General features: G+C 67.9%; 23 protein-coding genes. 5 read left to right on the plus strand and 18 right to left on the minus strand.

The features are described from left to right. The 4 genes from AC099J_RS21715 to AC099J_RS21730 all read left to right on the plus strand — a co-directional run. Positions 1-296 (plus strand): electron transfer flavoprotein subunit alpha/FixB family protein (locus AC099J_RS21715; RefSeq protein ID WP_479617373.1); only part of this gene is annotated, 296 nt, incomplete at its 5' end. A gap of 89 nt (positions 297-385) precedes the next feature. Then, a complete protein-coding gene (locus AC099J_RS21720; RefSeq protein WP_479617374.1) occupies positions 386-2,173 on the plus strand; it encodes an acyl-CoA dehydrogenase in 1,788 nt (595 codons plus the stop codon). 25 nt (positions 2,174-2,198) lie between these two features. Beyond that, positions 2,199-3,152, plus strand: coding sequence for an NAD(P)H-dependent flavin oxidoreductase (locus AC099J_RS21725; RefSeq protein ID WP_479617375.1), 954 nt, complete (start codon positions 2,199-2,201; stop codon positions 3,150-3,152). Positions 3,153-3,157: 5 nt separating this feature from the next. Beyond that, positions 3,158-4,225 carry an acyltransferase family protein gene (locus AC099J_RS21730; RefSeq protein WP_479617376.1) on the plus strand — a complete coding sequence of 356 codons (1,068 nt, stop codon included), beginning with the start codon at positions 3,158-3,160 and terminating at the stop codon, positions 4,223-4,225. A gap of 71 nt (positions 4,226-4,296) precedes the next feature. Here the strand turns inward: AC099J_RS21730 and AC099J_RS21735 are convergent, their stop codons facing one another. The 9 genes from AC099J_RS21735 to AC099J_RS21775 all read right to left on the minus strand — a co-directional run bounded on the left by AC099J_RS21735 (position 4,297) and on the right by AC099J_RS21775 (position 12,703). After that, positions 4,297-4,899: a glutathione S-transferase gene (locus AC099J_RS21735; protein WP_479617589.1), complete on the minus strand. Its 603-nt coding sequence runs from the start codon at positions 4,897-4,899 to the stop codon at positions 4,297-4,299. A 59-nt stretch (positions 4,900-4,958) separates the two neighbouring features. After that, complete coding sequence (gene trhO, locus AC099J_RS21740) at positions 4,959-5,996, minus strand: oxygen-dependent tRNA uridine(34) hydroxylase TrhO (RefSeq protein ID WP_479617377.1); 1,038 nt, start codon at positions 5,994-5,996, stop codon at positions 4,959-4,961. Then, a complete protein-coding gene (mnhG, locus tag AC099J_RS21745; protein ID WP_479617378.1) occupies positions 5,993-6,355 on the minus strand; it encodes a monovalent cation/H(+) antiporter subunit G in 363 nt (120 codons plus the stop codon). Before mnhG ends, trhO begins: the two co-directional genes overlap by 4 nt. After that, positions 6,352-6,630 carry a K+/H+ antiporter subunit F gene (locus AC099J_RS21750; protein WP_479617379.1) on the minus strand — a complete coding sequence of 93 codons (279 nt, stop codon included), beginning with the start codon at positions 6,628-6,630 and terminating at the stop codon, positions 6,352-6,354. The genes mnhG and AC099J_RS21750 overlap by 4 nt, the downstream gene beginning before the upstream one ends. Then, on the minus strand, positions 6,627-7,115 hold the full coding sequence (locus AC099J_RS21755) for a Na+/H+ antiporter subunit E (RefSeq protein WP_479617380.1): 489 nt from the start codon (positions 7,113-7,115) through the stop codon (positions 6,627-6,629). Before AC099J_RS21755 ends, AC099J_RS21750 begins: the two co-directional genes overlap by 4 nt. Then, positions 7,112-8,833 carry a monovalent cation/H+ antiporter subunit D gene (locus tag AC099J_RS21760; protein ID WP_479617590.1) on the minus strand — a complete coding sequence of 574 codons (1,722 nt, stop codon included), beginning with the start codon at positions 8,831-8,833 and terminating at the stop codon, positions 7,112-7,114. The genes AC099J_RS21755 and AC099J_RS21760 overlap by 4 nt, the downstream gene beginning before the upstream one ends. Positions 8,834-8,846: 13 nt before the next feature. Then, a complete protein-coding gene (locus AC099J_RS21765; RefSeq protein WP_479617381.1) occupies positions 8,847-9,200 on the minus strand; it encodes a Na+/H+ antiporter subunit C in 354 nt (117 codons plus the stop codon). Then, complete coding sequence (locus AC099J_RS21770; protein ID WP_479617382.1) at positions 9,200-12,169, minus strand: monovalent cation/H+ antiporter subunit A; 2,970 nt, start codon at positions 12,167-12,169, stop codon at positions 9,200-9,202. The genes AC099J_RS21765 and AC099J_RS21770 overlap by 1 nt, the downstream gene beginning before the upstream one ends. A gap of 96 nt (positions 12,170-12,265) precedes the next feature. After that, on the minus strand, positions 12,266-12,703 hold the full coding sequence (locus AC099J_RS21775; RefSeq protein WP_479617383.1) for a VOC family protein: 438 nt from the start codon (positions 12,701-12,703) through the stop codon (positions 12,266-12,268). A gap of 120 nt (positions 12,704-12,823) precedes the next feature. Here AC099J_RS21775 and AC099J_RS21780 point away from each other — a divergent pair, with 120 nt between their 5' ends. Further along, on the plus strand, positions 12,824-13,915 hold the full coding sequence (locus AC099J_RS21780; protein WP_479617384.1) for a PA0069 family radical SAM protein: 1,092 nt from the start codon (positions 12,824-12,826) through the stop codon (positions 13,913-13,915). Positions 13,916-13,989: 74 nt separating this feature from the next. Here the strand turns inward: AC099J_RS21780 and fghA are convergent, their stop codons facing one another. From fghA to AC099J_RS21825, 9 genes are all read right to left on the minus strand, one after another. Then, a complete protein-coding gene (fghA, locus tag AC099J_RS21785) occupies positions 13,990-14,847 on the minus strand; it encodes an S-formylglutathione hydrolase (RefSeq protein ID WP_479617385.1) in 858 nt (285 codons plus the stop codon). Then, positions 14,840-15,949: an S-(hydroxymethyl)glutathione dehydrogenase/class III alcohol dehydrogenase gene (locus AC099J_RS21790; protein ID WP_479617386.1), complete on the minus strand. Its 1,110-nt coding sequence runs from the start codon at positions 15,947-15,949 to the stop codon at positions 14,840-14,842. Before AC099J_RS21790 ends, fghA begins: the two co-directional genes overlap by 8 nt. Positions 15,950-15,953: 4 nt before the next feature. After that, a complete protein-coding gene (locus tag AC099J_RS21795) occupies positions 15,954-16,259 on the minus strand; it encodes a YciI family protein (protein ID WP_479617387.1) in 306 nt (101 codons plus the stop codon). Between the two features lie 141 nt (positions 16,260-16,400). Continuing rightward, positions 16,401-17,549, minus strand: coding sequence for a molecular chaperone DnaJ (gene dnaJ / locus AC099J_RS21800; RefSeq protein WP_479617388.1), 1,149 nt, complete (start codon positions 17,547-17,549; stop codon positions 16,401-16,403). An 86-nt stretch (positions 17,550-17,635) separates the two neighbouring features. Then, positions 17,636-19,603, minus strand: a complete 1,968-nt coding sequence (dnaK, locus tag AC099J_RS21805; RefSeq protein WP_479617389.1) for a molecular chaperone DnaK — start codon at positions 19,601-19,603, stop codon at positions 17,636-17,638. A 123-nt stretch (positions 19,604-19,726) separates the two neighbouring features. After that, positions 19,727-20,299, minus strand: coding sequence for a nucleotide exchange factor GrpE (gene grpE, locus AC099J_RS21810; RefSeq protein WP_479617390.1), 573 nt, complete (start codon positions 20,297-20,299; stop codon positions 19,727-19,729). 120 nt (positions 20,300-20,419) lie between these two features. Next, a complete protein-coding gene (locus AC099J_RS21815; RefSeq protein WP_479617591.1) occupies positions 20,420-20,779 on the minus strand; it encodes an FKBP-type peptidyl-prolyl cis-trans isomerase in 360 nt (119 codons plus the stop codon). Between the two features lie 77 nt (positions 20,780-20,856). Continuing rightward, positions 20,857-22,032, minus strand: a complete 1,176-nt coding sequence (locus AC099J_RS21820; protein WP_479617391.1) for a fumarylacetoacetate hydrolase family protein — start codon at positions 22,030-22,032, stop codon at positions 20,857-20,859. After that, a complete protein-coding gene (locus tag AC099J_RS21825; protein WP_479617392.1) occupies positions 22,010-22,369 on the minus strand; it encodes a winged helix-turn-helix transcriptional regulator in 360 nt (119 codons plus the stop codon). The genes AC099J_RS21820 and AC099J_RS21825 overlap by 23 nt, the downstream gene beginning before the upstream one ends. Positions 22,370-22,553 lie beyond the last annotated feature (184 nt).

A 22,553-nucleotide genomic window follows, 5' to 3' on the forward strand; every position in this document is an offset into this window, starting at 1 on the left:
TCATCACCCCGCTGGCCGACAAGCTGGGCGCGGCGATTGGCGCCAGCCGTGCGGCGGTCGATGCCGGCTACGCGCCCAATGATCTGCAGGTCGGCCAGACCGGCAAGATCGTGGCGCCGCAGCTCTACATCGCCGCCGGCATCTCGGGGGCGATCCAGCACCTGGCCGGCATGAAGGACAGCAAGGTCATCGTGGCGATCAACAAAGACCCGGAAGCGCCGATCTTCTCGGTGGCCGACTACGGCCTGGAGGCCGACCTGTTCGCTGCCGTGCCGGAGCTGGTCAAGGCGCTGTGAGGCCCTGAGCCCCGCTTCAGCGCACAAGGGCATCGCCATTCGCGATGCCCTTTTTTTCTGGGAACCAAGAATAGAACGAGGAGATTCGGATGGCTTACGTTGCCCCACTGAAAGACATGATGTTCAACATCCGCCATCTGGCGCGCATCGACGAGATCGCGCAGATGCCGGGCTTCGAGGATGCCGGCCTGGAGACGGCGCAAGCCGTGCTCGAAGAGTCCGCGCGGTTCAACCAGGACGTGGTGGCACCTCTGAACGAGGCGGGTGACCGCAACCCGTCGTCGTGGAAGGACGGCGTGGTCACCACCACGCCCGGCTTCAAGGACGCCTTTCGCCAGCTGGCCGCCGGCGGCTGGCAAGGCCTGCAGCACCCGACCGATTTCGGTGGCCAGGGTCTGCCCAAGACGATCGGCGCGGCCTGCATCGAGATGCTGAACTCGGCCAACGTCAGCTTTGCGCTGTGCCCGCTGCTGACCGACGGCGCCATCGAGGCACTGCTCACGGCCGGCAGCGATGCACTGAAAACGACCTACCTGGACAAGCTGGTCAGCGGCGAGTGGACCGGCACCATGAACCTGACCGAGCCCCAGGCCGGCAGCGACCTGGCCATGGTGCGCACACGCGCAGAGCCGCTGCCCGATGGGCGCTACAAAGTCTTCGGCACCAAGATCTTCATCACCTACGGTGAGCACGACATGGCGGACAACATCGTCCACCTGGTGCTGGCCCGTGTGCAGGGCGCGCCCGAGGGCGTCAAGGGCATCAGCCTGTTCGTCTGCCCCAAGTTCGTGGTCAATGCGGATGGCAGCCTGGGCGCGCGCAACGATGTGCGCTGCGTCAGCATCGAGCACAAGCTGGGCATCAAGGCCAGCCCCACCGCCGTGCTGCAGTTCGGTGACGCGGGCGAGGGCGCCATCGGCGAGCTGGTCGGGCAGGAAAACCGCGGCCTGGAATACATGTTCATCATGATGAACGCCGCCCGCTATGCGGTGGGCGTGCAAGGCATCGCCGTGGCCGAGGCCGCCTACCAGAAGGCCGCAGCGTTCGCCAAGGACCGCGTGCAGAGCCGCCCCGTGGACGGCAGCGTGGCCGCCAGTGCGCCCATCGTGCACCACCCCGACGTGCGCCGCATGTTGATGACCATGCGCGCATTGACCGAAGGTTGCCGGGCCATGGCCAGTGTGGCGGCTGCGGCCTATGACGCCGCGCACCACCACCCCGATCCCGAGACGCGCAAGCAGAACCAGGCCTTCTACGAATTCATGGTGCCTCTGGTCAAGGGTTACAGCACCGAGATGAGCCTGGAGGTCACATCGCTTGGCGTCCAGGTGCACGGGGGCATGGGCTTCATCGAGGAGACGGGCGCCGCGCAGTTCTACCGCGATGCGCGCATCCTGCCGATCTACGAAGGCACCACCGCCATCCAGGCCAACGACCTGGTGGGCCGCAAGACGGCCCGCGACGGTGGCCGTGGCGCCATGGCGATTGCCGCGCAGATCGAGCGCACCGAGGCAGCGCTGGCCAGCAGCGGAAGCGCCGATGCACAGGCCGTGGGGCGCCGTCTGAAGGCTGCGCGCCAGGCGTTCGTCGATGTGGTCGAGTTCATTGCCGGCTCCAGCAAGAGCGATCCGAACGCCGCGTACGCCGGCTCCGTGCCCTATCTGCTGCTGGCCGGCAACCTGGTGGCCGGCTGGCAGCTGGCCCGCGCGCTGCTGGCCGCGGAGCAGCACCGCGCCGAAGACCCGGGCTTCATGCAGGCCAAGACCATCACGGCGCGCTTCTATGCCGACCACATCCTGACGCGCATTGCCGGCCAGCGCGACGCCATCGTCGATGGCGCCGCCAGCGTGACAGCGCTGCCCATCGAAGCCTTCTGACAACCACAACATTCCGAGAAGACCTATGTCCAAACTTCCCCCACCACTGGACCGCCTGCCGCTGCCCATCATTGGCTCGCCGCTGTTCATCATCAGCAACCCCAAGCTGGTCATTGCCCAATGCACGGCCGGCGTGGTCGGCTCCATGCCCTCCCTGAACGCGCGGCCCGCCGAGATGCTGGAGGAGTGGCTGATCGAGATCACCGAAGGCCTGGCCGCCTGGAACCGTGACCACCCGGACCAACCCGCCGCGCCGTTTGCCATCAACCAGATCGTGCACAAGTCCAACGACCGGCTGGAGCACGACATGGCGCTGTGCGTGAAGTACAAGGTGCCCATCATCATCACGTCGCTGGGCGCGCGCGAGGACATCAACGCCGCAGCGCACAGCTACGGCGGCGTGGTGCTGCACGACATCATCAACGACCGTTTCGCGCGCAAGGCCATCGAGAAGGGCGCTGACGGCCTGGTCGCCGTGGCCGCCGGTGCCGGTGGCCATGCCGGCGTGAAGAGCCCTTTCGCGCTGGTGCAGGAGCTGCGCCGCTGGTTCGACGGGCCGATTGCGCTGTCGGGCAGCATCGCGACGGGCGGCGCCGTGCTGGCGGCCCAGGCCATGGGCGCTGATTTCGCCTACATCGGCTCGGCATTCATCGCCACCGAAGAGGCACGCGCCAGCGACGGCTACAAGCAGGCCATCGTGGACGGCACATCCGACGACATCGTCTACAGCAACCTGTTCACGGGCGTGCACGGCAACTACCTGGCGCCCTCCATCCGTGCGGCCGGCCTCGACCCGGACAACCTGCCCGAGAGCGACCCCAGCAAGATGAGCTTCGGCGGCGGCGAGAGCAAGAAGGCCTGGAAGGACATCTGGGGCTGCGGCCAGGGCATCGGCGCGGTCGACAAGGTGCGCCCGGCGGCCGAGTTCATCGCGCAGCTCAAGCGCGAGTACGCCGAGGCCCGCAGCCGGCTGATCTGACATCCGTGTCGGCTAGCCGGATGGGCGCACTGGACGCGCTCAAAGGTTTGGCGTGCGTGCTGATCGTGTGGCACCACCTGGCCTTCTACGGGCCGATGTCGGACGTGGCGAGGTCGCTGGCGCCCGCGCTGATCGACTGGCTGATCGTGCAGGGCCGCATGGCGGTGCAGGTGTTTCTGGTGGTGTCGGGGTTTCTGCTGGCCCGCGGCATGGGGCCGGGCGAGGCGCCGGCCGTGCCCTGGTTCGCGCTGGTCGGGCGGCGGTATGCGCGCCTGCTCGTGCCCTATGCAGCAGCGCTGGTGCTGACCATCCTGGTGGCCGAGGCCGTGCGCGCCAGCGGCGGCCATCCCGCTGCACCCGAAGATCCAACCTGGACGCAACTGCTCGCGCACCTGCTCATGCTGCAGGATCTGGTGGGCGAAGAGGCGCTGTCCGCGGGCGTCTGGTACGTGGCCATCGACCTGCAGCTGTTCGCATTGGCCACGGGCCTGTGTGCCTTGGCGGGCGGGCGCCGCCCCCGTCTGCTGGTGGCGGCCGTCGCGGTGTTGACCGGTGCCTCGTTGCTGGTCTGCAACCGCGATACACGGCTGGACGTGACGGCGCTGTACTTCTTCGGCGCCTATGGCATGGGCATGCTGGCAGCCTGGGCCGCGCGCAGCGAACGGCCCTGGCCGTGGCTGACCGCCGTTGCGGTGCTGGGGCTGGTGGCATTGGCGGTCGATTGGCGCGGCCGCATCGCCGTCGCCTGGGTAACCGCCCTGGGTCTTGGCGTCCTGCAGGTGACCGGCGCCATCGCCTGGCAGCCACCGCGCTGGCTGACCTGGTTGGCGCGCATCTCCTACCCGGTGTTCCTGGTGCATTTTTGCGTGCTGCTGGCGGTGGGCGCGCTGTGGGCGCGCTGGTTCCCTGCCGGGCCTTGGGCCAACGTGCTGGGCATGGTGCTGGCGTTTGGCCTGTCGCTGTGGTTTGGCGCGGCGTTGCACCGGCTGGAGCAGCGCGCCGTGCGGCTGCGCGACACGCTGGGATGGCAGGTGGCGGTCCTGGCGGCAGGGCTGGTGGCGATCGGCCTCTGAGGCCTGTTGCCGACGATCGGTCGCGAGCACCCCCTCACGGGCTATCGGTCGCGCGCGGGCGCTGCCAACACTCAACCGCCCCACGTCGGGCCGGGCGCGTCTGGCCGCCACGGCGGGATTTTCCGCATTGCCTGCGCCATCAGCGCAGTGGCCTCCCACGCATGCAGCCAGCCTCGCAGAGCGCGCCAGGGCGCCCCATCGAACCATGCCGGATCGACCCCGGCAAACTGCCGCACGAAGGGCGCGATCGCCATATCGGCCAGCGTGGCATGGCTGCCGAACAGGTGCGGTGCGGCGGTGAGTCGCTGCTGCAGGGAGTCGAGAAACGGACCTGCCGCGTTGCGCGCCGCCATGCCATCCCTTTGGCCGGAACGTTGCGGGTACTTGTAGCCGTCCAGCAGGGGCTTGAAGTGCTCGTCACACCGCCGGACCAGTGCCAGCATGGCCGCCAGGTCACCGTGCGACGGCGTGAGCCAGTGCGCCGGATCGTGCCGGTGCAGCGCCCACAACATGATGTCCAGACTCTCGTCGATGACCTGGCCATCGGCCAACACCAGCACCGGCACCGTGGCTTTGGACGAGGCATCGCGCAGCGCCTGCGGCTTGTCGCGCAGCACCACCTCGCGCAGTTCGACGCGCAGCCCGCTGGCCAGCAGCGCCAGACGGGCGCGCATGGCGTAGGGACAGCGGCGGAACGAGTACAGCACCGGCAGCGCTGGTGCGCCGTCGGTCTTCACGGGTCACTGTGCGGCAGCTGCGGGCTGCCGATATGCGTGTGCCCACGCTCTGCCGCCAACGCCATCTGCCGCTGCCGTTCGCGGTAGCCCGCCTGCTGGGCCGCGCCGCGCTCGTCGGCGCAGTGGGCGCACTGCACGCCGTCGACGAACAGCGGCGACGCCACATCCGCCGCATTCAGCGGACGGCGGCACGAGCGGCACAGCACATGGTGGCCCGGCGCCAGGCCGTGGCCCACGGCCACACGTTCGTCGAACACGAAGCACTCACCGCGCCACAGGCTCTGCTGCGGCGGTGTCTGCTCCAGATAGGCCAGGATGCCACCGTGCAGGTGGTGCACCTGCGCAAAGCCCTGTGCGCGCAGCAGCGCCGAGGCTTTCTCGCAGCGGATGCCGCCCGTGCAGAACATCGCCACCTCGGGCCGGCCGGCCAGCACGCCGCCCGGCGCCGACTGGGCCTCGACCCAGGCTGGCCATTCGGTGAACGAGCGCGTGCCGGGGTCGATGGCGCCGGCGAAGCTGCCAATGCCGACCTCGTAACCGTTGCGCACATCCAGCAGCACCACGCCGGGCCGGCGGACCAGGGCGTTCCAGTCATGCGGGTCGACGTGCTGGCCGGCCTGGCGTGCGGCGTCGATGCCGGGCACCCCCAGCGTCACGATCTCGGCCTTGCGGCGCACCTTGAGCCGGTGGAAGGGCATGGCTGGGGCGGGCGCCAGGCGCACCGCGAGGCGGGCCAGCAGCGGGTCGGCGCGCAGACTGTGCAGTACCGCGTGCACGGCCTCGGGCCTGCCGGCGATGCTGCCGTTGATGCCCTCGGTGGCCACCAGCACGTTGCCGCGCACGCCGTGCGCCGTGCACGTCGCGTGCAGCAACGCCACGCGGGCGTCGCAATCGGCCAGGTCGGCGAAGCAGTAAAACGACGCGGTGAGCCAGGGCGTCGCCACAGGTGCGGCCGCGACGCCGGCTGCGGCCTCGACTCCGCTTTCGGCTGGCGCCGCCATGTGCACCGCTGCGGGCGGCCGTGCGTGGCTCACGGCACGTCGCCGGTGTCAAACGATGGGGGTGGCGCGTGCGGCCCGGTCATCCCGCGCTGGCGGTCACGGAACAGCGCGGCCCGCATCAGGAAGATGGTGGTCACCGGCGCCGTCAACCCGACGAACAGCGCGATCAGCACGGCATGCAGGAAGAGGTTGCTGCCCTGCACCGAGAAATAGATGACGGTGGCGAACATCACGCACCAGGCGCCGGCCGTGGCGCCCAGCGTAGGCGCGTGGATGCGGTGGTAGAAGCTGGGCAGGCGCACCAGGCCGAACGAGCCGATGGCGGCCAGCGCCGCGCCCAGCACGGCGAAGACGGCGGTCACGATCTCCACCCACAGCGGCAGCGCGGTCATTCGATCACCTCGCCGCGCAGCAGAAACTTGGCGACGGCTGTCGAGCCGACGAAGCCGAACAGCGCAATCAGCATGGCGGCCTCGAAGTACACGTTGCTGGCGTAGACGATGCCCAGCACCAGCATCGTCAGCATGCCGTTGATGTAGAGGCAGTCCAGCGCCATCACGCGGTCCTGCGCCGCCGGGCCGACCAGCAGGCGAAACAGCGCACACAGCATGGCCACGGCCAGCAGGAACAGCGCAATCTTCAGGCCCCAGAACAGGATCGGTGTCATTCGAAGATCTCCAGCAGGGGGCGTTCGTAGCGCAGCTTCACGCGGGCCACGAAGTCGGCCTCGTCGATGAGGTCGAACACATGGATCAGCAGGGTCGAGCGGTCGAGCGACAGTTCGCCCCACGCTGTGCCGGGTGTCAGGCACATGATCATGGCCAGCACGGCCAGCGCGTTGGGGTCGCGCAGCTCCAGCGGCACCTGCACGAAGTAGCCGTTCAGATTCGTGTTGCGCCGCGCCAGCACGATGTGCGCGACGTGCACCGCAGACACCAGCATGTCGTAGATGGCGTGGCCGGTCAGCCGCAGCGCCACCATGGGTTTGCGCATCCGCACGGTGGCCGGGCGCAGGCCCTGGGTCAGCAGTGGCACGACGATGGCGAGCACCGCGCCCGACAGCAGCGTGGTCGCCTCCAGCGACTGGTGCAGCAGCAACCACACCACGAACAGCGTGGCCGACAGCGGCGGTGAGGGCACCAGGCGTTTCATGGGGCAGTGCCCGTCGTGGCGGGCATGGGCGTGGGTGTGGGTGTGGGCGAAGGCACCTGGCGCGCGCCAGCGACGGCGCGGCGGTAGGCCTGTGCGGTGCTGAGGCTATCGGCCGTGGCGCGGGCATGCTGCATCACCGGCCCGGCGCCCACGGTCAACGCCACACTGGCCAGCAGGAGGGCAGCAACGGGCAGCACCTCCAGCGCGGGCAGGGCGGGCAGATGGGCATGGGGCTGGTTCCAGAAATGCCGGATGCCGGTGCGGCATAGCGCCACCAGTGTCAGGAAGCCGGCCACGATCAGCAGTGCCATGAACAGCGTGGCGGCGGTGCCGGGCGTGGCCCCCTGCAGCAGGCCCGAGAGCATGGCGAACTTGCCGACGAAGCCCGACAGCGGTGGCAGCCCGGCCAGCAGCAGCGTGCAGACGATGAAGCCGATGCCCAGGAAGGCGACGCCGGCCGGGATGGCGCGGCCATACAGCGCCTGGGCGTCGTCGTCCAGATTGACGTCGGAGATCAGGCGCAGGTCTTCGCTGAGGAAAGGCGCATTGCCGGCGGCCTCGTGCGGCGCCACGCTCATGCCGGCGTTGCGCCAGCGCTCGATCATGTCGATCAGCAGGAACAGCGCCGCCACCGCCAGCGTGGAGCTGAGCAGGTAGTACAGCGCCCCGGCCCACACCACGCTCTGCCCCAGGCCGATGGCCGACAGCAGGGTGCCCGCCGAGATGAGCACGCTGTAGCCGGCCAGGTTGGACAGCCGCTGCGTGCCGACGATGCCCAGCGCGCCCACGAGCAGCGTGGCCAGCCCGATGCCCATCAGCGCCGACTGGCCGAACGCGGCCGAGGCCCCGGTGTCCGGCGCGAACAGCACCGTCCACAGCCGCAGCAGTGTGTAGACGCCCAGCTTGGTCAGCAGCGCGAACACGGCACCCACGGGCGCCACGGCCGCGCTGTAGGCCGGCACCAGCCAGAAGTTCAGCGGCCAGGCGCCGGCCTTGGCAAAGAAGGCTGTCGCGAGGATGGCGGCGGCCGCGTGCACCAGGCCGCGGTCGGCGTTGTCCAGTGCGGCGATGCGCTGGCCGAGGTCGGCCATGTTCAGCGTGCCGGTCACGCCATACAGCAGCGCAGCGCCGATCAGGAACAGAAACGACGCCGCCAGATTGATGGCGATGTAGCGCAGCCCGGCCTGCACCCGCAGCCGGCCCGAGCCGTGCAGCAGCAGGCCGTAGGACGCGGCCAGCATCACCTCGAAGAACACGAACAGGTTGAACAGGTCGCCCGTCAGGAAGGCGCCGTTCAGCCCCATCAGCTGCAGCTGCAGCATGGGGTGAAAGTGCACACCCGCCCGGTCCCAGCGCGAGGTGGAGTAGATGGACGCGGCGAACGCGATGACGCCGGTCAGCGCCACCATCATGGTGGACAGACGGTCGGCCACCAGCACGATGCCGAAGGGCGCGACCCAGTTGCCCGGCAGGTAGACGCCGATGGAGCCCGGGCCGTCGCCGGTCTGCGGCGCGTTGACCCAGCGCAGCAGCGCCAGCGCCACCAGCAGGCCGATGAGCCCGGAGATCACCGTCAGCGTGGCCTTGGTGCGACGCTGCCCCTCGTTGAGCATCAGCATCAGCGCCGCCGTCAGCATCGGCACCAGGACGGGGGCCGCCACCAGGTGCGGCATGCTGAGTTCGAGCAGCCGGTCGAGCAGGCGGATCAGGTCGTTCATGAGGTCGGCCACGCTATTCCCCTGCCTCCTGGCGCTCGGCGCCGTCCACGTGGTCGGTGCCGGTAAGGCCGCGCGAGGCCAGCAGCACCACCAGGAACAGCGCGGTCATGGCAAAGCCGATGACGATGGCGGTCAGCACGAGGGCCTGGGGCATGGGGTCTGCGGTGTTGGCCAGCGTGGCGACTACGCCGGGCAGCAGCACCGGTTCGCTGTCGACCTTGAGCCGGCCCATGCTGAAGATGAACAGGTTGACCGCGTAGGAGATCAGCGTCAGCCCCATGATGACCTGGAAGGTGCGTGGGCGCAGCAGCAGGTAGACCCCCGAGCCGGTCAACACGCCGATGGCGATGGCGAGCACGGCTTCCATCAGGCGGGCTGCGGCACGTTGGCGGCCGCGCTGGCGGCGTGGGCTTCAGCGGCGCGGGCCTCGGCCGCGCGCTCGGCCTGTTCCTCGGACCAGCGGTGGCTGCGCACCGATTGGTGGGCCAGGCCGGTCAGGATCAGCATGGTGGAGCCCAGGACCAGCGCGAACACGCCCATGTCGAAGAACAGTGCGCTGGGCACATGCAGCTCGCCCAACACCGGCACGAGGATGTGGGCGGTGTGCGTGGTCATGAACGGGTAGCCCAGCACCACGGCACCACCACCGGTGGCCAGCGCCAGCAGCAGGCCGGTGCCGATCCAGCGGCGCGGGTAGATGCGCAAGTGCTCTTCCACCCACTCGGTGCCCGAGACGATGTACTGCAGCAGCAGCGCCACCGACATCACCAGCCCGGCGACGAAGCCGCCACCCGGTGCGTTGTGCCCGCGCATGAAGAAGTAGACCGCCACCAGCACGGCCAGCGGCAGCAGCAGGCGCACCAGCACGGCGGGCACCATCAGGTAGCCGACGGCAGTGTCTTTGGCCAGGCGCGGGTTGAACACGTCGCTGCTGCCATCGTCGGATTGGGCGCGTTGTTGCGGCGGCAGTGCCATCGATTCAGGCGCCGGCCGAAAGCGCCGCAGCAGCGCGTAGACCGTCAGCGCGACGACGCCAAGCACGGTGATTTCACCGAAGGTGTCGAAGCTGCGGAAATCCACCAGCATCACGTTGACCACATTGGTGCCGCCGCCCTCAGTCAGCGCGCGTTCCAGGAAGAAGGGCGAAATGCTCTGCGGGAAGCGCCGCGTCATGACCAGCCAGGCCAGCGCCGCCATGCCGCAGCCGGCGGCGCTGGCCACCAGCAGGTCGCGCCCGCGCCGGCCCCAGGGCAGGATGCGGTCGCGCGCTGACTGCACGACGAACTTGCTGCGCATCGGCAGCCAGCGCAGGCCCAGCAGGATCAGCACGGTGGTGACGACCTCCACCACCAGCTGCGTCAGTGCCAGGTCGGGCGCGGAGAACCAGATGAAGGTCACGCAACAGATCAGGCCGGCGCCAGCCGACAGCATCAGCGAGGCCAGGCGGTGGAACTTGGCCTGCCAGGCGGCACCCACTGCGCAGATGCAGCCGATGACCCAGGTCATCGCGAACATCGGCGAGAACGACAGCGGCGGCCGTTCGCCCGGCGCGGCGGGCTCGAACCAGAGCGCCGTGCCGGCCCCGGCCACAGCCACGCAGACCAGCGCCAGCAGCTGTGTCTGCAGCCGGCGCGTGGACAGCACGCGCCGGCTGCGCCGGCCCAGCTCGCTCAGGCGCGCAAGCAGATTCTCAAAAATGCGCTGGCCGTTGAGGTGGTGCAGCAGCGGCGTTCTGTCCAGGCCACCGGTGGTGCGCTGGCGACGCTGCACCAGGTACAGCGCCGCGCCGCCGGCCAGGGCCACCAGGCTCATCATCAGCGGCAGGTTGAAGCCGTGCCACACCGCCAGGCTGTACGCGGGCAGCACGCCGCCGACCACCGGCACGGCGGCGGCGGCCAGCAGCGGGCCGACCGACCACTCCGGCGCCACGCCCACCACCAGGCAGGCCAGCACCAGCAGCTCGACCGGCACACGCATCCAGTGCGGCGGCTCGTGCGGCGGCTTGGGCACGGCGCCGATGCACGAGGGGCCGAAGAACACATCGAACACGAAGCGGGCCGAGTAGGCCACGCTGAACAGGCCAGCCACTGTGGCGAGCACGGGCAGGCCGACGTCGACCCACGACGAGGATGCCAGGAACACGGTTTCGGCGAAGAACATCTCCTTGGACAAGAAGCCGTTGACCAGCGGCACCCCAGCCATGGCCGCGCTGGCAATGATGGCCAGGAGCCCGGTGATGGGCATCAGCTTGAGCAAGCCGGACAGCTTGCGGATGTCGCGCGTGCCCGATTCGTGGTCGATGATGCCAGCCGCCATGAACAGCGACGCCTTGAAGGTCGCGTGGTTCATGATGTGGAAGACGGCCGCGACTGCGGCCATCGGGCTGTTCAGGCCCAGCAGCAGCGTGATGAGACCCAGGTGCGAGATCGTGGAGTAGGCCAGCAGCGCCTTCAGGTCGCGCTGGAACATGGCCACATAGGCGCCCATCAGCAGCGTGATGGCGCCGGCCCCGCCCACCAGCCAGAACCACTGCTCGGTGCCGGACAGCGTGGGCCACAGGCGGGCCAGCAGGAACACGCCGAGCTTGACCATGGTGGCGGAGTGCAGGTAGGCCGAGATCGGCGTGGGCGCGGCCATGGCGCGCGGCAGCCAGAAGTGGAACGGGAACTGCGCGCTTTTGGTGAAGGCGCCCAGCAGCACCAGCACCAGCGCCGTGGCGTACATCGGGTGCGCCTTCACGACAGGGCCTGAGGCCAGCACCACGTCCAGGTCGTAGCTGCCGGCCATGCGGCCGATCAACAGCACACCGGCGAACAGGCACAGCCCGCCGGCGCCAGTCACCGTCAGCGCCATGCGGGCGCCGCGCCGGGCGTCCTGCCGGTGGTGCCAGTAGCCGATCAAGAGGAACGAGAACAGACTGGTCAGTTCCCAGAACAGCACCATCTGCACGAGGTTGCCTGACAACGCCACACCCATCATCGCGCCCATGAAGGCGAGGAAGAAGGCGAAGAAGCGGGGCGCCGGGTCGGAGCTTGAGAGGTAGTAGCGCGCATACAGCACGACGAGCGCACCGATGCCGCTGACCAGCATGCAGAACAGCCAGGCGAACCCGTCCAGGCGGAACACCAGGTTCACGCCGAGCGAGGGCAGCCAGATGAATGCCTCGCGCAACACCTGGCCGCCGCTGATCTGGGGGAACAGAAACGCCGTCTGCAGCGCGCAGCCCAGCGCAATCAGACCTGCCAGCAGCGCCTCCCGGTTCCGGGCATTGGACGGCATGAACATCGCGAGGACGCTGCCGACGAAGGGGGCGATGACAAGCAGGACCAGGGACATTGCGATCAATTTTATCGATCGATCCGGGTAACCCCTTTGAGGTGTCCCGGATGGGGCGGGTCTATTGACCGCGCGTGGCGTACCGCAAGCGGCCGATCAGGCTTTCGCGGAGCAGTTGACCATCCAGCAGGTGCCGAACCGGTCGCACAGGCTGCCGAAATAGTCGCCCCAGAACATGTCCTGCAAGGGCATTTCGACCTTGCCGCCGGCGGCCAATGCGTTGAAAAGCCGGTCAGCCTCTGCGCGCGTGTCCGGGTGCAGGCTGACGTAGACGTTGTTGCCCTGGTTCAGCTTGAAGCCCATGGATTCGGGCGCGTCCGTGCCCATGAGCACGTGGCCACCGAGGATCGGCAGGGCCACGTGCATGACGAGTTGCCTGTCGGCATCGGCCAATGGGGGCTGGCCGGGCATGGCAGGCGCGTCGCCCATGCGGTGGATGCCGCCTTCGAAGCTGCCGCCGAAGACCGATCGGTAGAACTCGAACGCCTCTTCGGTAGTGCGGTTGAAGTTGAGGTAGGTGCTGACGCTGGCCATGGTGGGCTCCTGGTGGTGGGGATGAGCGGTCGACGAAGCAGCGGGCCGGACTTCGACAGCCCGCGGTTGCCGCCGGCCCGGGTCGCCAATATACTGATTTAATAAACAGTATTCAAGACCATGCCCACCGAGACATCCATCCCGCTTGCGGCACTCAAGGGCCGTGGCGCCGCCACGCGCATGGCGCACCGGTTTGCCAAAGACGCGCGCAATGCGTTCGACGACGGCTGGGGCACGTTGGAGGAGGGTGCGGCGCAGGCGGGCGCGCCGGTGCCGACCGAGATCATCTGGGAAGACGCACGCAGCGTGATCAGCCGCAACCAGTCGCCCGACATTCCTTTCGACCAGTCGATCAACCCCTACCGCGGGTGCGAGCATGGCTGCATCTACTGCTTTGCGCGGCCCACGCACAGCTACCTGAACCTGTCGCCCGGGCTGGATTTCGAGACCAAGATCATCGCCAAGCGCAACGTTGCCGCGGTGCTGCGCGCCGAGATCGGCCGGCGCGCATACGTGCCGGCACCGCTGGTGATCGGCACCGCGACCGACTGCTACCAGCCGGTGGAGCGCGAGCTGCGCTTGACGCGCGCCGTGATTGAGACGCTGGCCGAGGCACGGCACCCGCTGTCGCTGATCACCAAGTCCAGCGGCGTCGAACGCGACCTCGACCTGCTCGCGCCACTGGCCGCGCAGCGCCTGGCCGCCGTCTACGTCACCGTGACCACGCTGGACGGCCACCTGTCCCGCACGCTGGAGCCGCGGGCCGCCGCCCCGCAACGCCGGCTGCGCACCATCCGCGCGCTGGCCGAGGCCGGCATTCCCGTCGGCGTGAGCGTGGCGCCGCAGATCCCGTTCCTCAACGAAGACATGGAGCAGGTGCTGGCCGCCGCCTGGGAGGCCGGCGCGCGCAGCGCCTTCTACACCGTGTTGCGCCTGCCCTGGGAGGTGGCGCCGCTGTTTCGCGACTGGCTGGCGCTGCATGTGCCTGAGCGGGCCGAACGCATCATGGCGCGGGTGCAGGACATGCGGGGCGGGCGCGACTACGACAGTGATTTCTCCACGCGCATGAAGGGCAGCGGCATCTGGGCCGAGTTGATCCGCCAACGCTTCGAGAAGGCCTGCGCGCGGCTGGGGTTCAACCGCGAGCGGCACCCGCTGGATGCGTCGCAGTTCCGTCGGCCGGCGCTGGACGGGCAGGGCGCGTTGTTCTGAGCGTTGCGCGGTCAATGGGCGCCAGGTCGATCGGCGCCAGGTCGATGGCCGCCTGGTCGACCGGCTCAGAGGCGCTACAACTGCGCCGCGTGGTGGCGCAGGTGATCGGCCACGAAGCTTTGGATGAAGTAGTAGCCATGGTCGTAGCCGGCGTGCCGGCGCAACGTCAACGGCTGGCCCACAGCCCGGCACGCGGCTTCGAGCAGATGCGGGTGCAACTGCTCGGCCAGGAATTTGTCGGACAGGCCCTGGTCGACCAGCATGCCGGCCGGGTAGGGCGCGCCGCCCTGCGCCTGCATCAGCGCGCTGGCATCGTGCGCCGCCCAGGCCGCGCGGTCCGCGCCAAGGTATCCGCTGAACGCTTTCTCGCCCCAGGGGCACTGCGTGGGCGCGCAGATCGGCGCGAAGGCCGACAGTGATTTGAAGCGGCCTGGGTATTTGAGTGCCAACGTCAGCGCGCCATGCCCGCCCATCGAATGGCCGAACAGGCCCATGCGCTCGCCATCGATTGCGAAGTGCTGCGCCACCTGCGGCAGCAGTTCGCGCAGAAGCCAGCTTTCGGTGCGCCAGTGCTTGGCCCAGGGCGATGCGGTCGCGTCGAGATAAAAGCCGGCACCGACGCCGAAGTCCCAGCTGTCCGATTCACCCGGCACCTGGGCGCCGCGCGGGCTGGTGTCAGGCGTGATGATCGAAAGACCCAGCTCGGCGGCCAGCCGCTGTGCACCGGCCTTGACCGCAAACGTCTCTTCGTTGCAGGTCAGGCCCGCCAGGTAGAGCAGGGCCGGCACGGGGCCCTGTGCGGCCTGCGGCGGCAGGTAGACGCCGAAGCGCATCGGCAGGCCGATCTCATGCGAAGCGTGTTCGTAGAAGCCTTGCACGCCGCCGAAGGCGCGGTGCTCGGACAGGGTCTTCACGGCAGAGGCTTCAGTCATACAGCACCACGCCGCGAATCGACTCGCCGCGCTTCATGAGGTCGAAGCCCTTGTTGATGTCGGCCAAAGGCATGGTGTGCGTGATCAGGTCGTCGATGTTGATCTTGCCATCCATGTACCAGTCGACGATCTTCGGCACGTCGGTGCGGCCGCGTGCGCCGCCAAACGCCGAGCCTTCCCACTTGCGACCGGTCACCAACTGGAACGGGCGGGTCGAGATCTCGGCGCCCGCCTCGGCCACGCCGATGATGATGCTGCGGCCCCAGCCCTTGTGTGTGCACTCCAGCGCGTCGCGCATGACCTTGGTGTTGCCGATGCACTCGAAGCTGTAGTCGGCGCCGCCGTCGGTCAGCTGCACGATGGCATCCACCACGTTGGCGTGTTCCTTGGGGTTGATGAAGTGCGTCATGCCGAACTGGCGCGCCATGGCTTCGCGCGCGGGGTTCAGGTCCACGCCGATGATCTTGTCGGCGCCCACCATCCTGGCTCCCTGGATCACGTTCAGCCCGATGCCGCCCAGGCCGAACACCACCACGTTGGCGCCGGCCTCCACCTTGGCCGTGAAGATCACCGCGCCGATGCCGGTGGTCACGCCGCAGCCGATGTAGCAGACCTTGTCGAACGGCGCGTCCTTGCGGATTTTGGCCAGCGAGATCTCTGGCGCCACCGTGTAGTTGCTGAACGTGCTGGTGCCCATGTAGTGGAAGATGGGTTGGCCGTCCAGGCTGAAGCGGCTGGTGGCGTCGGGCATCAGGCCCTTGCCCTGGGTGCCGCGGATCAGCTGGCACAGGTTGGTCTTGCGCGACAGGCAGAACTTGCACTGGCGGCATTCCGGCGTGTACAGCGGAATGACGTGGTCACCCTTTTGCAAGGTGGTCACGCCAGGGCCGACGTCGACCACGATGCCTGCGCCTTCATGGCCCAGGATCGCCGGGAAGATGCCTTCCGGGTCGGCGCCCGAGAGCGTGTAGTAGTCGGTGTGGCAGATGCCCGTGGCCTTGATCTCCACCAGCACCTCGCCGAATTTGGGGCCTTCCAGATCGACCGTCTCGATGGTCAGCGGGGCACCGGCTTTCCAGGCGACTGCAGCTTTGGTTTTCATGGTGTCAGACGAAGGATTTGCCGTCGACGAAGGCCTTGCGCCAGCGCGTCACAGTGATGGACTGGAACAGGCCGGCCTTGGCGTACGGGTCGTCGTTGGCAAAGCGCTCGGCATCGGCCCGGTCGGCCGCCTCGATCAGCAGAATGCCGCCGCCGGCGGTCGATGCGCCGTCGTCTTCCAGCAGAGCGCCCGCTGCCACCAGGCGGTGCATGTGCGCTTTCAGGTAGACAAGGTGTTCGGCGCGCACGTCGGCACGCGTCTGTGTGTGGCCGGGCTTGTCGAGGGTCTGGATCGCGAAGTAGGTGGACATGACATCTCCTGAAATGGACCCGCGACTCTAACCGCGACATGGAGCGCACGACGCGGGCCACTGGCCCGCGCCATGGTCACTGGGGTGCCTGCGCGCTGCGCACTGCGGAGCGAGCTTGCTTGGGGCGGCCCGGCGCTGCGCTCACGCGCTGAAGAACTTCTTCAGGCGATCCGTCCAGCTGTCGCCGCTGGGCGAGTGCTTGCCACCGCCCTTTTTCAGCGACTCTTCCAACTCGCGCATCAGCTTGCGCTGGTGCTCGGTCAGCTTGACGGGCGTCTCCACCGTGATGTGGCAGTACAGGTCGCCCGGGTAGCTGTCGCGCACGCCCTTGATGCCCTTGCCGCGCAGGCGGAACTGCTTGCCGGCCTGCGTGCCTTCGGGGATGTCGATGGCGGCCTTGCCGGCCAGTGTCGGCACCTCGATCTCGCCACCCAGCGCCGCCGTGATGAAGCTCACCGGCACCGAGCAATGCAGGTCGCCGCCATCGCGCTCGAAGATGTCGTGCTTCTTGATCCGCATCTCGATGTACAGATCGCCCGGGGGCCCACCGTTGGAACCCGGCTCGCCATTGCCCACGCTGCGGATGCGCATGCCATCGTCGATGCCGGCGGGGATCTTCACCTCCAACGTCTTCTGCTTCTTCAGCTTGCCCTGACCCTGGCAGGCCGTGCACGGCTCCGGAATGATCTTGCCCGTGCCGCGGCAGGTGGGGCAGGTCTGTTGCACGCTGAAGAAGCCCTGACGCATTTGCACGGCGCCCTGGCCGTTGCAGGTGGTGCAGGTCTTGGGCTGGGTGCCCGGCTTGGCCCCGTTGCCGTGGCAGGTCTCGCAGGCTTCCCAGCTGGGAATGCGGATCTGCGCGTCCTTGCCGCGGGCCGCCTCTTCCAGCGTGATCTCCATGGCATAGGACAGGTCGCTGCCGCGAAACACCTGGCGACCACCGCCGGCACCGGGGCGGCCGCGCTGCTGGCCGAACATGTCGCCGAAGATGTCGCCGAAGGCCTCGGCAAAGCCGCCAAACCCCTCGGTGCCAGGCCCGCCGGGGCCGCGCATGTTGGGGTCGACGCCGGCATGGCCGTACTGGTCGTAGGCCGCGCGCTTTTGCGCGTCCGACAGCATCTCGTAGGCCTCTTTGGCCTCCTTGAATTTCTCTTCCGCAGTCTTGGCGGCATCCCCCTGGTTGCGATCCGGGTGGTACTTCATCGCCAGCTTGCGGTAGGCCTTCTTGACCTCTTCCTCGGAGGCGTTCTTGGGCACTCCGAGGGTTTCGTAATAGTCGCGTTTGGACATGGTGGAACTGCGGCTGGATGGAACACGAACGCCGCGTCGGCCCGGGTTGGGGGCGACGCGGCGCGCTGCGGATCAGGCCGGCAGGATCAGCCTTTCTTCACTTCCTTGACTTCGGCGTCGACCACGTTGTCGTCGGCGGCCGGCTTGGCCGATGCGGACTCCGCGCCCTGCGCGGCCTCGGGGCCGGCCCCTGCCGCACCCATGCCCGCGCCTTCTGCGGCTTGCTTGGCCTGCATGTCGGCGTAGACCTTCTCGCCGAGCTTGGCGGACGCCGTCATCAGCGCTGCGGTCTTCTCGTCGATGGCAGCCTTGTCTTCACCCTTGAGCGCTTCGTCCAGCGACTTGAGGGCCGCTTCGATGGCATCCTTCTCGCTGGCTTCCAGCTTGTCGCCGTGTTCGGCCAGGCTCTTCTTCACGCTGTGCGCGGAAGCCTCGCCCTGGTTGCGGGCCTGGATCAGCTCGAGCTTCTTCTTGTCGTCGGCCGCGTTCAGCTCGGCGTCTTTCACCATCTGCTGGATCTCGGCTTCCGTCAGGCCCGAGTTCGCCTTGATGGTGATCTTGTTTTCCTTGCCCGTGCCCTTGTCCTTGGCGCCCACGTGCAGGATGCCGTTGGCGTCGATGTCGAACGACACTTCGATCTGCGGCGTGCCACGTGCGGCTGGGGGGATGCCTTCGAGGTTGAACTCGCCGAGCAGCTTGTTGCCGGTGGCCATCTCACGCTCGCCCTGGAACACCTTGATCGTCACGGCCGGCTGGTTGTCGTCGGCGGTCGAGAAGGTCTGCGCGAACTTGGTCGGAATCGTCGTGTTCTTGGTGATCATCTTGGTCATCACGCCACCCAGCGTCTCGATGCCCAGCGACAACGGCGTCACGTCCAGCAGCAGCACGTCCTTGCGATCGCCACTCAACACCTGGCCCTGGATGGCAGCGCCCACGGCGACAGCTTCATCGGGGTTCACGTCCTTGCGCGGCTCGCGGCCGAAGAACTCCTTGACCTTCTCCTGCACCTTGGGCATGCGGGTCATGCCGCCGACCAGGATCACGTCATGGATGTCGGCCACTGACACGCCGGCGTCCTTGATGGCGGTGCGGCAGGGCGCAATGGTGCGCTCGACCAGCTCTTCCACCAGGGCTTCGAGCTTGGCGCGCGACAGCTTGATGTTCAGGTGCTTGGGGCCCGAAGCGTCGGCTGTCACGTAGGGCAGGTTGATGTCGGTCGCGGCCCCATTGGACAGTTCGATCTTGGCCTTCTCGGCGGCTTCCTTCAGGCGCTGCAGGGCCAGCACGTCCTTGGACAGATCGACGCCCTGGTCCTTTTTGAACTCGGCGATGATGTAGTCGATGATGCGCTGGTCGAAGTCTTCGCCGCCCAGGAAGGTGTCGCCGTTGGTCGACAGCACTTCGAACTGCTTCTCGCCATCGACGTCGGCGATCTCGATGATGGACACGTCGAACGTGCCGCCACCCAGGTCATACACGGCGATCTTGCGGTCGCCCTTGTCCTGCTTGTCCAGGCCGAAGGCCAGGGCCGCAGCGGTGGGCTCGTTGATGATGCGCTTGACGTCCAGTCCAGCGATGCGACCGGCGTCCTTGGTGGCCTGGCGCTGGGCGTCGTTGAAGTAGGCCGGCACCGTGATGACCGCTTCGGTCACGGTCTCGCCCAGGTAGTCCTCGGCGGTCTTCTTCATCTTGCGCAGGATGTCTGCGGAGACCTGCTGCGCCGAGATCTTGTTGCCGCGCACTTCGACCCAGGCGTCGCCGTTGTCGGCCGCCACGATCTTGTAGGGCATCAGGTCGATGTCCTTCTGCACTTCCTTCTCGGCGAACTTGCGTCCGATCAGGCGTTTGACCGCGTACAGCGTGTTGCGCGGGTTGGTCACAGCCTGGCGCTTGGCCGAGGCGCCGACCAGCACTTCACCGTCTTCCTGGTAGGCCACGATGGACGGCGTGGTGCGCGCGCCTTCCGAGTTTTCGATGACCTTGGGCGTGTTGCCCTCCATCACGGAGACGCAGCTGTTGGTGGTGCCCAGATCGATGCCGATGATTCTTGCCATGTTTGATTTCTCCTGCGATGTCTAAAGGGGGTTGGTGCCGGTTGGCGCCATCTGTTGCTAACTTGTGGATAACCCTGTGGGATTCAAGGGGTCAAGCCGTGAATAGGATCTGGCCCGCAGCCCTCACTGCGGCGCGGCCACAGTGACCAGTGCGGGGCGCAGCACGCGCTCGGCAATCAGGTAACCCTTCTGCAGCACGCTGACGACGCTGTTGGGTTCTTGCTGCACACCGGGCGCCAGCGGCACGACGCTGATGGCCTGGTGCTGGTGCGGATCGAACTTGGCGCCGGGCGCCGGGTCGATGGCGATCACCTTGTTGCGCTCCAGCGCCGATTTGAGCTGGCGCAGCGTGGCCTCGGCGCCTTCTCGCACCTGCGCGATGGTGGCGTCCTTCAAGGCCAGCCCGGTCTCCAGGCTGTCGACCACCGGCAGCAGGCTTTCGGCAAAGCCTTCGACCGCGAACCTGCGCGACTTGGAGATTTCCTCTTCGGCGCGGCGGCGGGCGTTTTCCGATTCGGCCTTGGCGCGCAGAAACTGGTCGGCCAGCTCGGCGCTCTTGGCCTTCAGCGTGGCCAGCTCGGCCTGCGCCTGGGCCAGCGCGTCGGCTTCATTGGCGAACATGGCGGCCTCGCGTTCCTCGGGGCTGGGCGCCGCCTCGAAGGCGGGCTTGTCTTGGGGTGGGGTCGGTTCGGTCATGCGGTTGGAGATCAATAAATGGTCACGACTGGCGCTAGCTTGGGATTGACCCTGCCGAATCAAGGGTCGATGCGCGAAAAAAAGCCGGCGGCTGCCGGCTTGGTGGAGTTCGGGTGGAGATCAGGCCGAGACGCCCAACAACTCCACGTCGAACTTCAGCGTCGCATTCGGCGGAATCACACCGCCGGCGCCGCGTGCGCCATAGCCCAGCTCGGCTGGGATGATCAGCGTGCGCGCACCGCCCACCTTCATGCCGGCCACGCCTTCGTCCCAACCGCGGATCACCATGCCAGCGCCCAGCGAGAACACGAAGGGGTCGTTGCGATCTTTGCTGGAATCGAACTTGGCGCCTTGCTGGCCGTCGTTGTAGAGCCAGCCGGTGTAGTGCACGGTGACGCTCTTGCCTTTGACGGCCAGTGCGCCGTCGCCCACGGTGGTGTCTTCGTACTGCAGGCCGGAAGGGGTGGTGGTCATGCGGATTCCTTGGGTTGGTCGCTACCAAACTTGTAGCTAACTGAGCGCGCCCCGTATGGGATGTGCGCGCGCGGAGCCGGCGATTATGCCAGCAGGCCCCGCCGCCCCAGGTCGCGCATGAGTGCAGTCACGCCGTAGGTCCAGGGCGCGACCTTGTCGCTGTGGTTCACACGGTTGGCCAGCCGGCCCAGGCGTGGCGTGGCCACGGTGACCACGTCGCCCACCACGTGCGTGAAGCCCTGGCCTGGGCCCAGGCGGTCCTGCGTGGGCGCGAACATCGTGCCCAGGAACAGCACCAGCCCATCGGGGTACTGGTGGTTCTTGCCGATCGCCTGGCCGGTGAGGTCCAGTGGGTCGCGGCTGATCTTGGAAAGGCTGCTGGCGCCTTCCATCGTGAAGCCTTCCGCGCCCGTCACGCGCATGGACAGGTCGCACTGGCGCACGTCGTCGATGCCGAATTTGTCGTCGAACAGGCGGATGAACGGGCCGATCGCGCAGGAGGCGTTGTTGTCCTTGGCCTTGCCCAGCAGCAGTGCGCTGCGGCCCTCGAAATCGCGCAGGTTGACGTCGTTGCCCAGCGCCGCGCCCTTGACGCGGCCGCTGCTGTCGATGGCCAGCACGACCTCGGGCTCGGGGTTGTTCCACGCGCTGCCCGGGTGGATGCCGACCTCGGCGCCCGTGCCGACCGCGCTCAGCGGTTGCGACTTGGTGAAGATCTCGGCGTCCGGCCCGATGCCCACTTCCAGGTACTGCGACCAGGCGCCCTGTGCGATCAGCACCTCTTTGAGCCGGTCGGCCTCGGCCGAGCCGGGGCGGATGCTGGCCAGGTTGTCGCCGATCACGCCGACCACGGCTGCGCGCACCGCCTCGGCCCGCGCCGCATCGCCGCGCGCCTGCTCTTCGATCACGCGCTCCAGCATCGAGGCGACGAAGGTCACACCGGCCGCCTTGATGGCCTGCAGATCACAGGGCGCCAGCAACCAGGGCAGGGCAGGGTCGCGGGCATCCCAGGCCGAGTTGGCCAGCACAGCGGCGGTGTCGGCAATGCGTTGGCCCACATGCGCGCGCACGGCGGCGGCCGGGTCATCGTGCTCCAGCAGCTCGCTGCAGGTCGCGTCCAGCCGCGACAGGTCGTACACGCCATCGGCGCGCACCTGCACCAGCACGGCGCCCAGGCCCTCTTGCCACACGCGGCCGATCAGCACGGCGTCGGCGTGGTCCTGGGGCAGCAAGGCGTCAGCCTGCAGGTGTTCTTGCATGGGGTTCTCCGGGAGGGTGCGGTTCGGGGTGGGTCTTCTTTGCCTGGCCGGCAGCCCACTTGTGGGCAAAGGCCGGCAACTCGTTCAGTCGCTTGACCAGGTCGGCACCGGCGGCGGTGATCACGTAGCCGTCCGAGCCATGGGTCATGAGTTCAGCGGCGCGCAGTTCCTTGATGCGGGTGTTCAAGGTGTTCGGCGTGACGCCGCCAACGCTGTCCTGCAGCAGGCGAAACGTCTGGGCGTGCCCGTCGCGCAAGGCCCACAGCACACGCATGGCATAGCGGGCTTCGAGCAGCGCCAGCAACTGGTAGACGGCCAGCCTGTCGCGCGCAGTCACAGCGAATGGCCTCGAGGGCGGCGGGCTGCGGGCGACGTGGCGGCGGCGGGCATTCGAGGAATTGTGCCAGTGGTGTGTCGGACTTTGCCAGCGTTGTATCCGAGTGCAACACCTACTTGCAGCCGGTGCAGAGGGGCGGGCATGCTGCGCCGGCTTGCATGTGCGCCACCCTGCCAACAGAAGG

Source organism: Rhodoferax sp. RT4P68 (assembly GCF_056521305.1).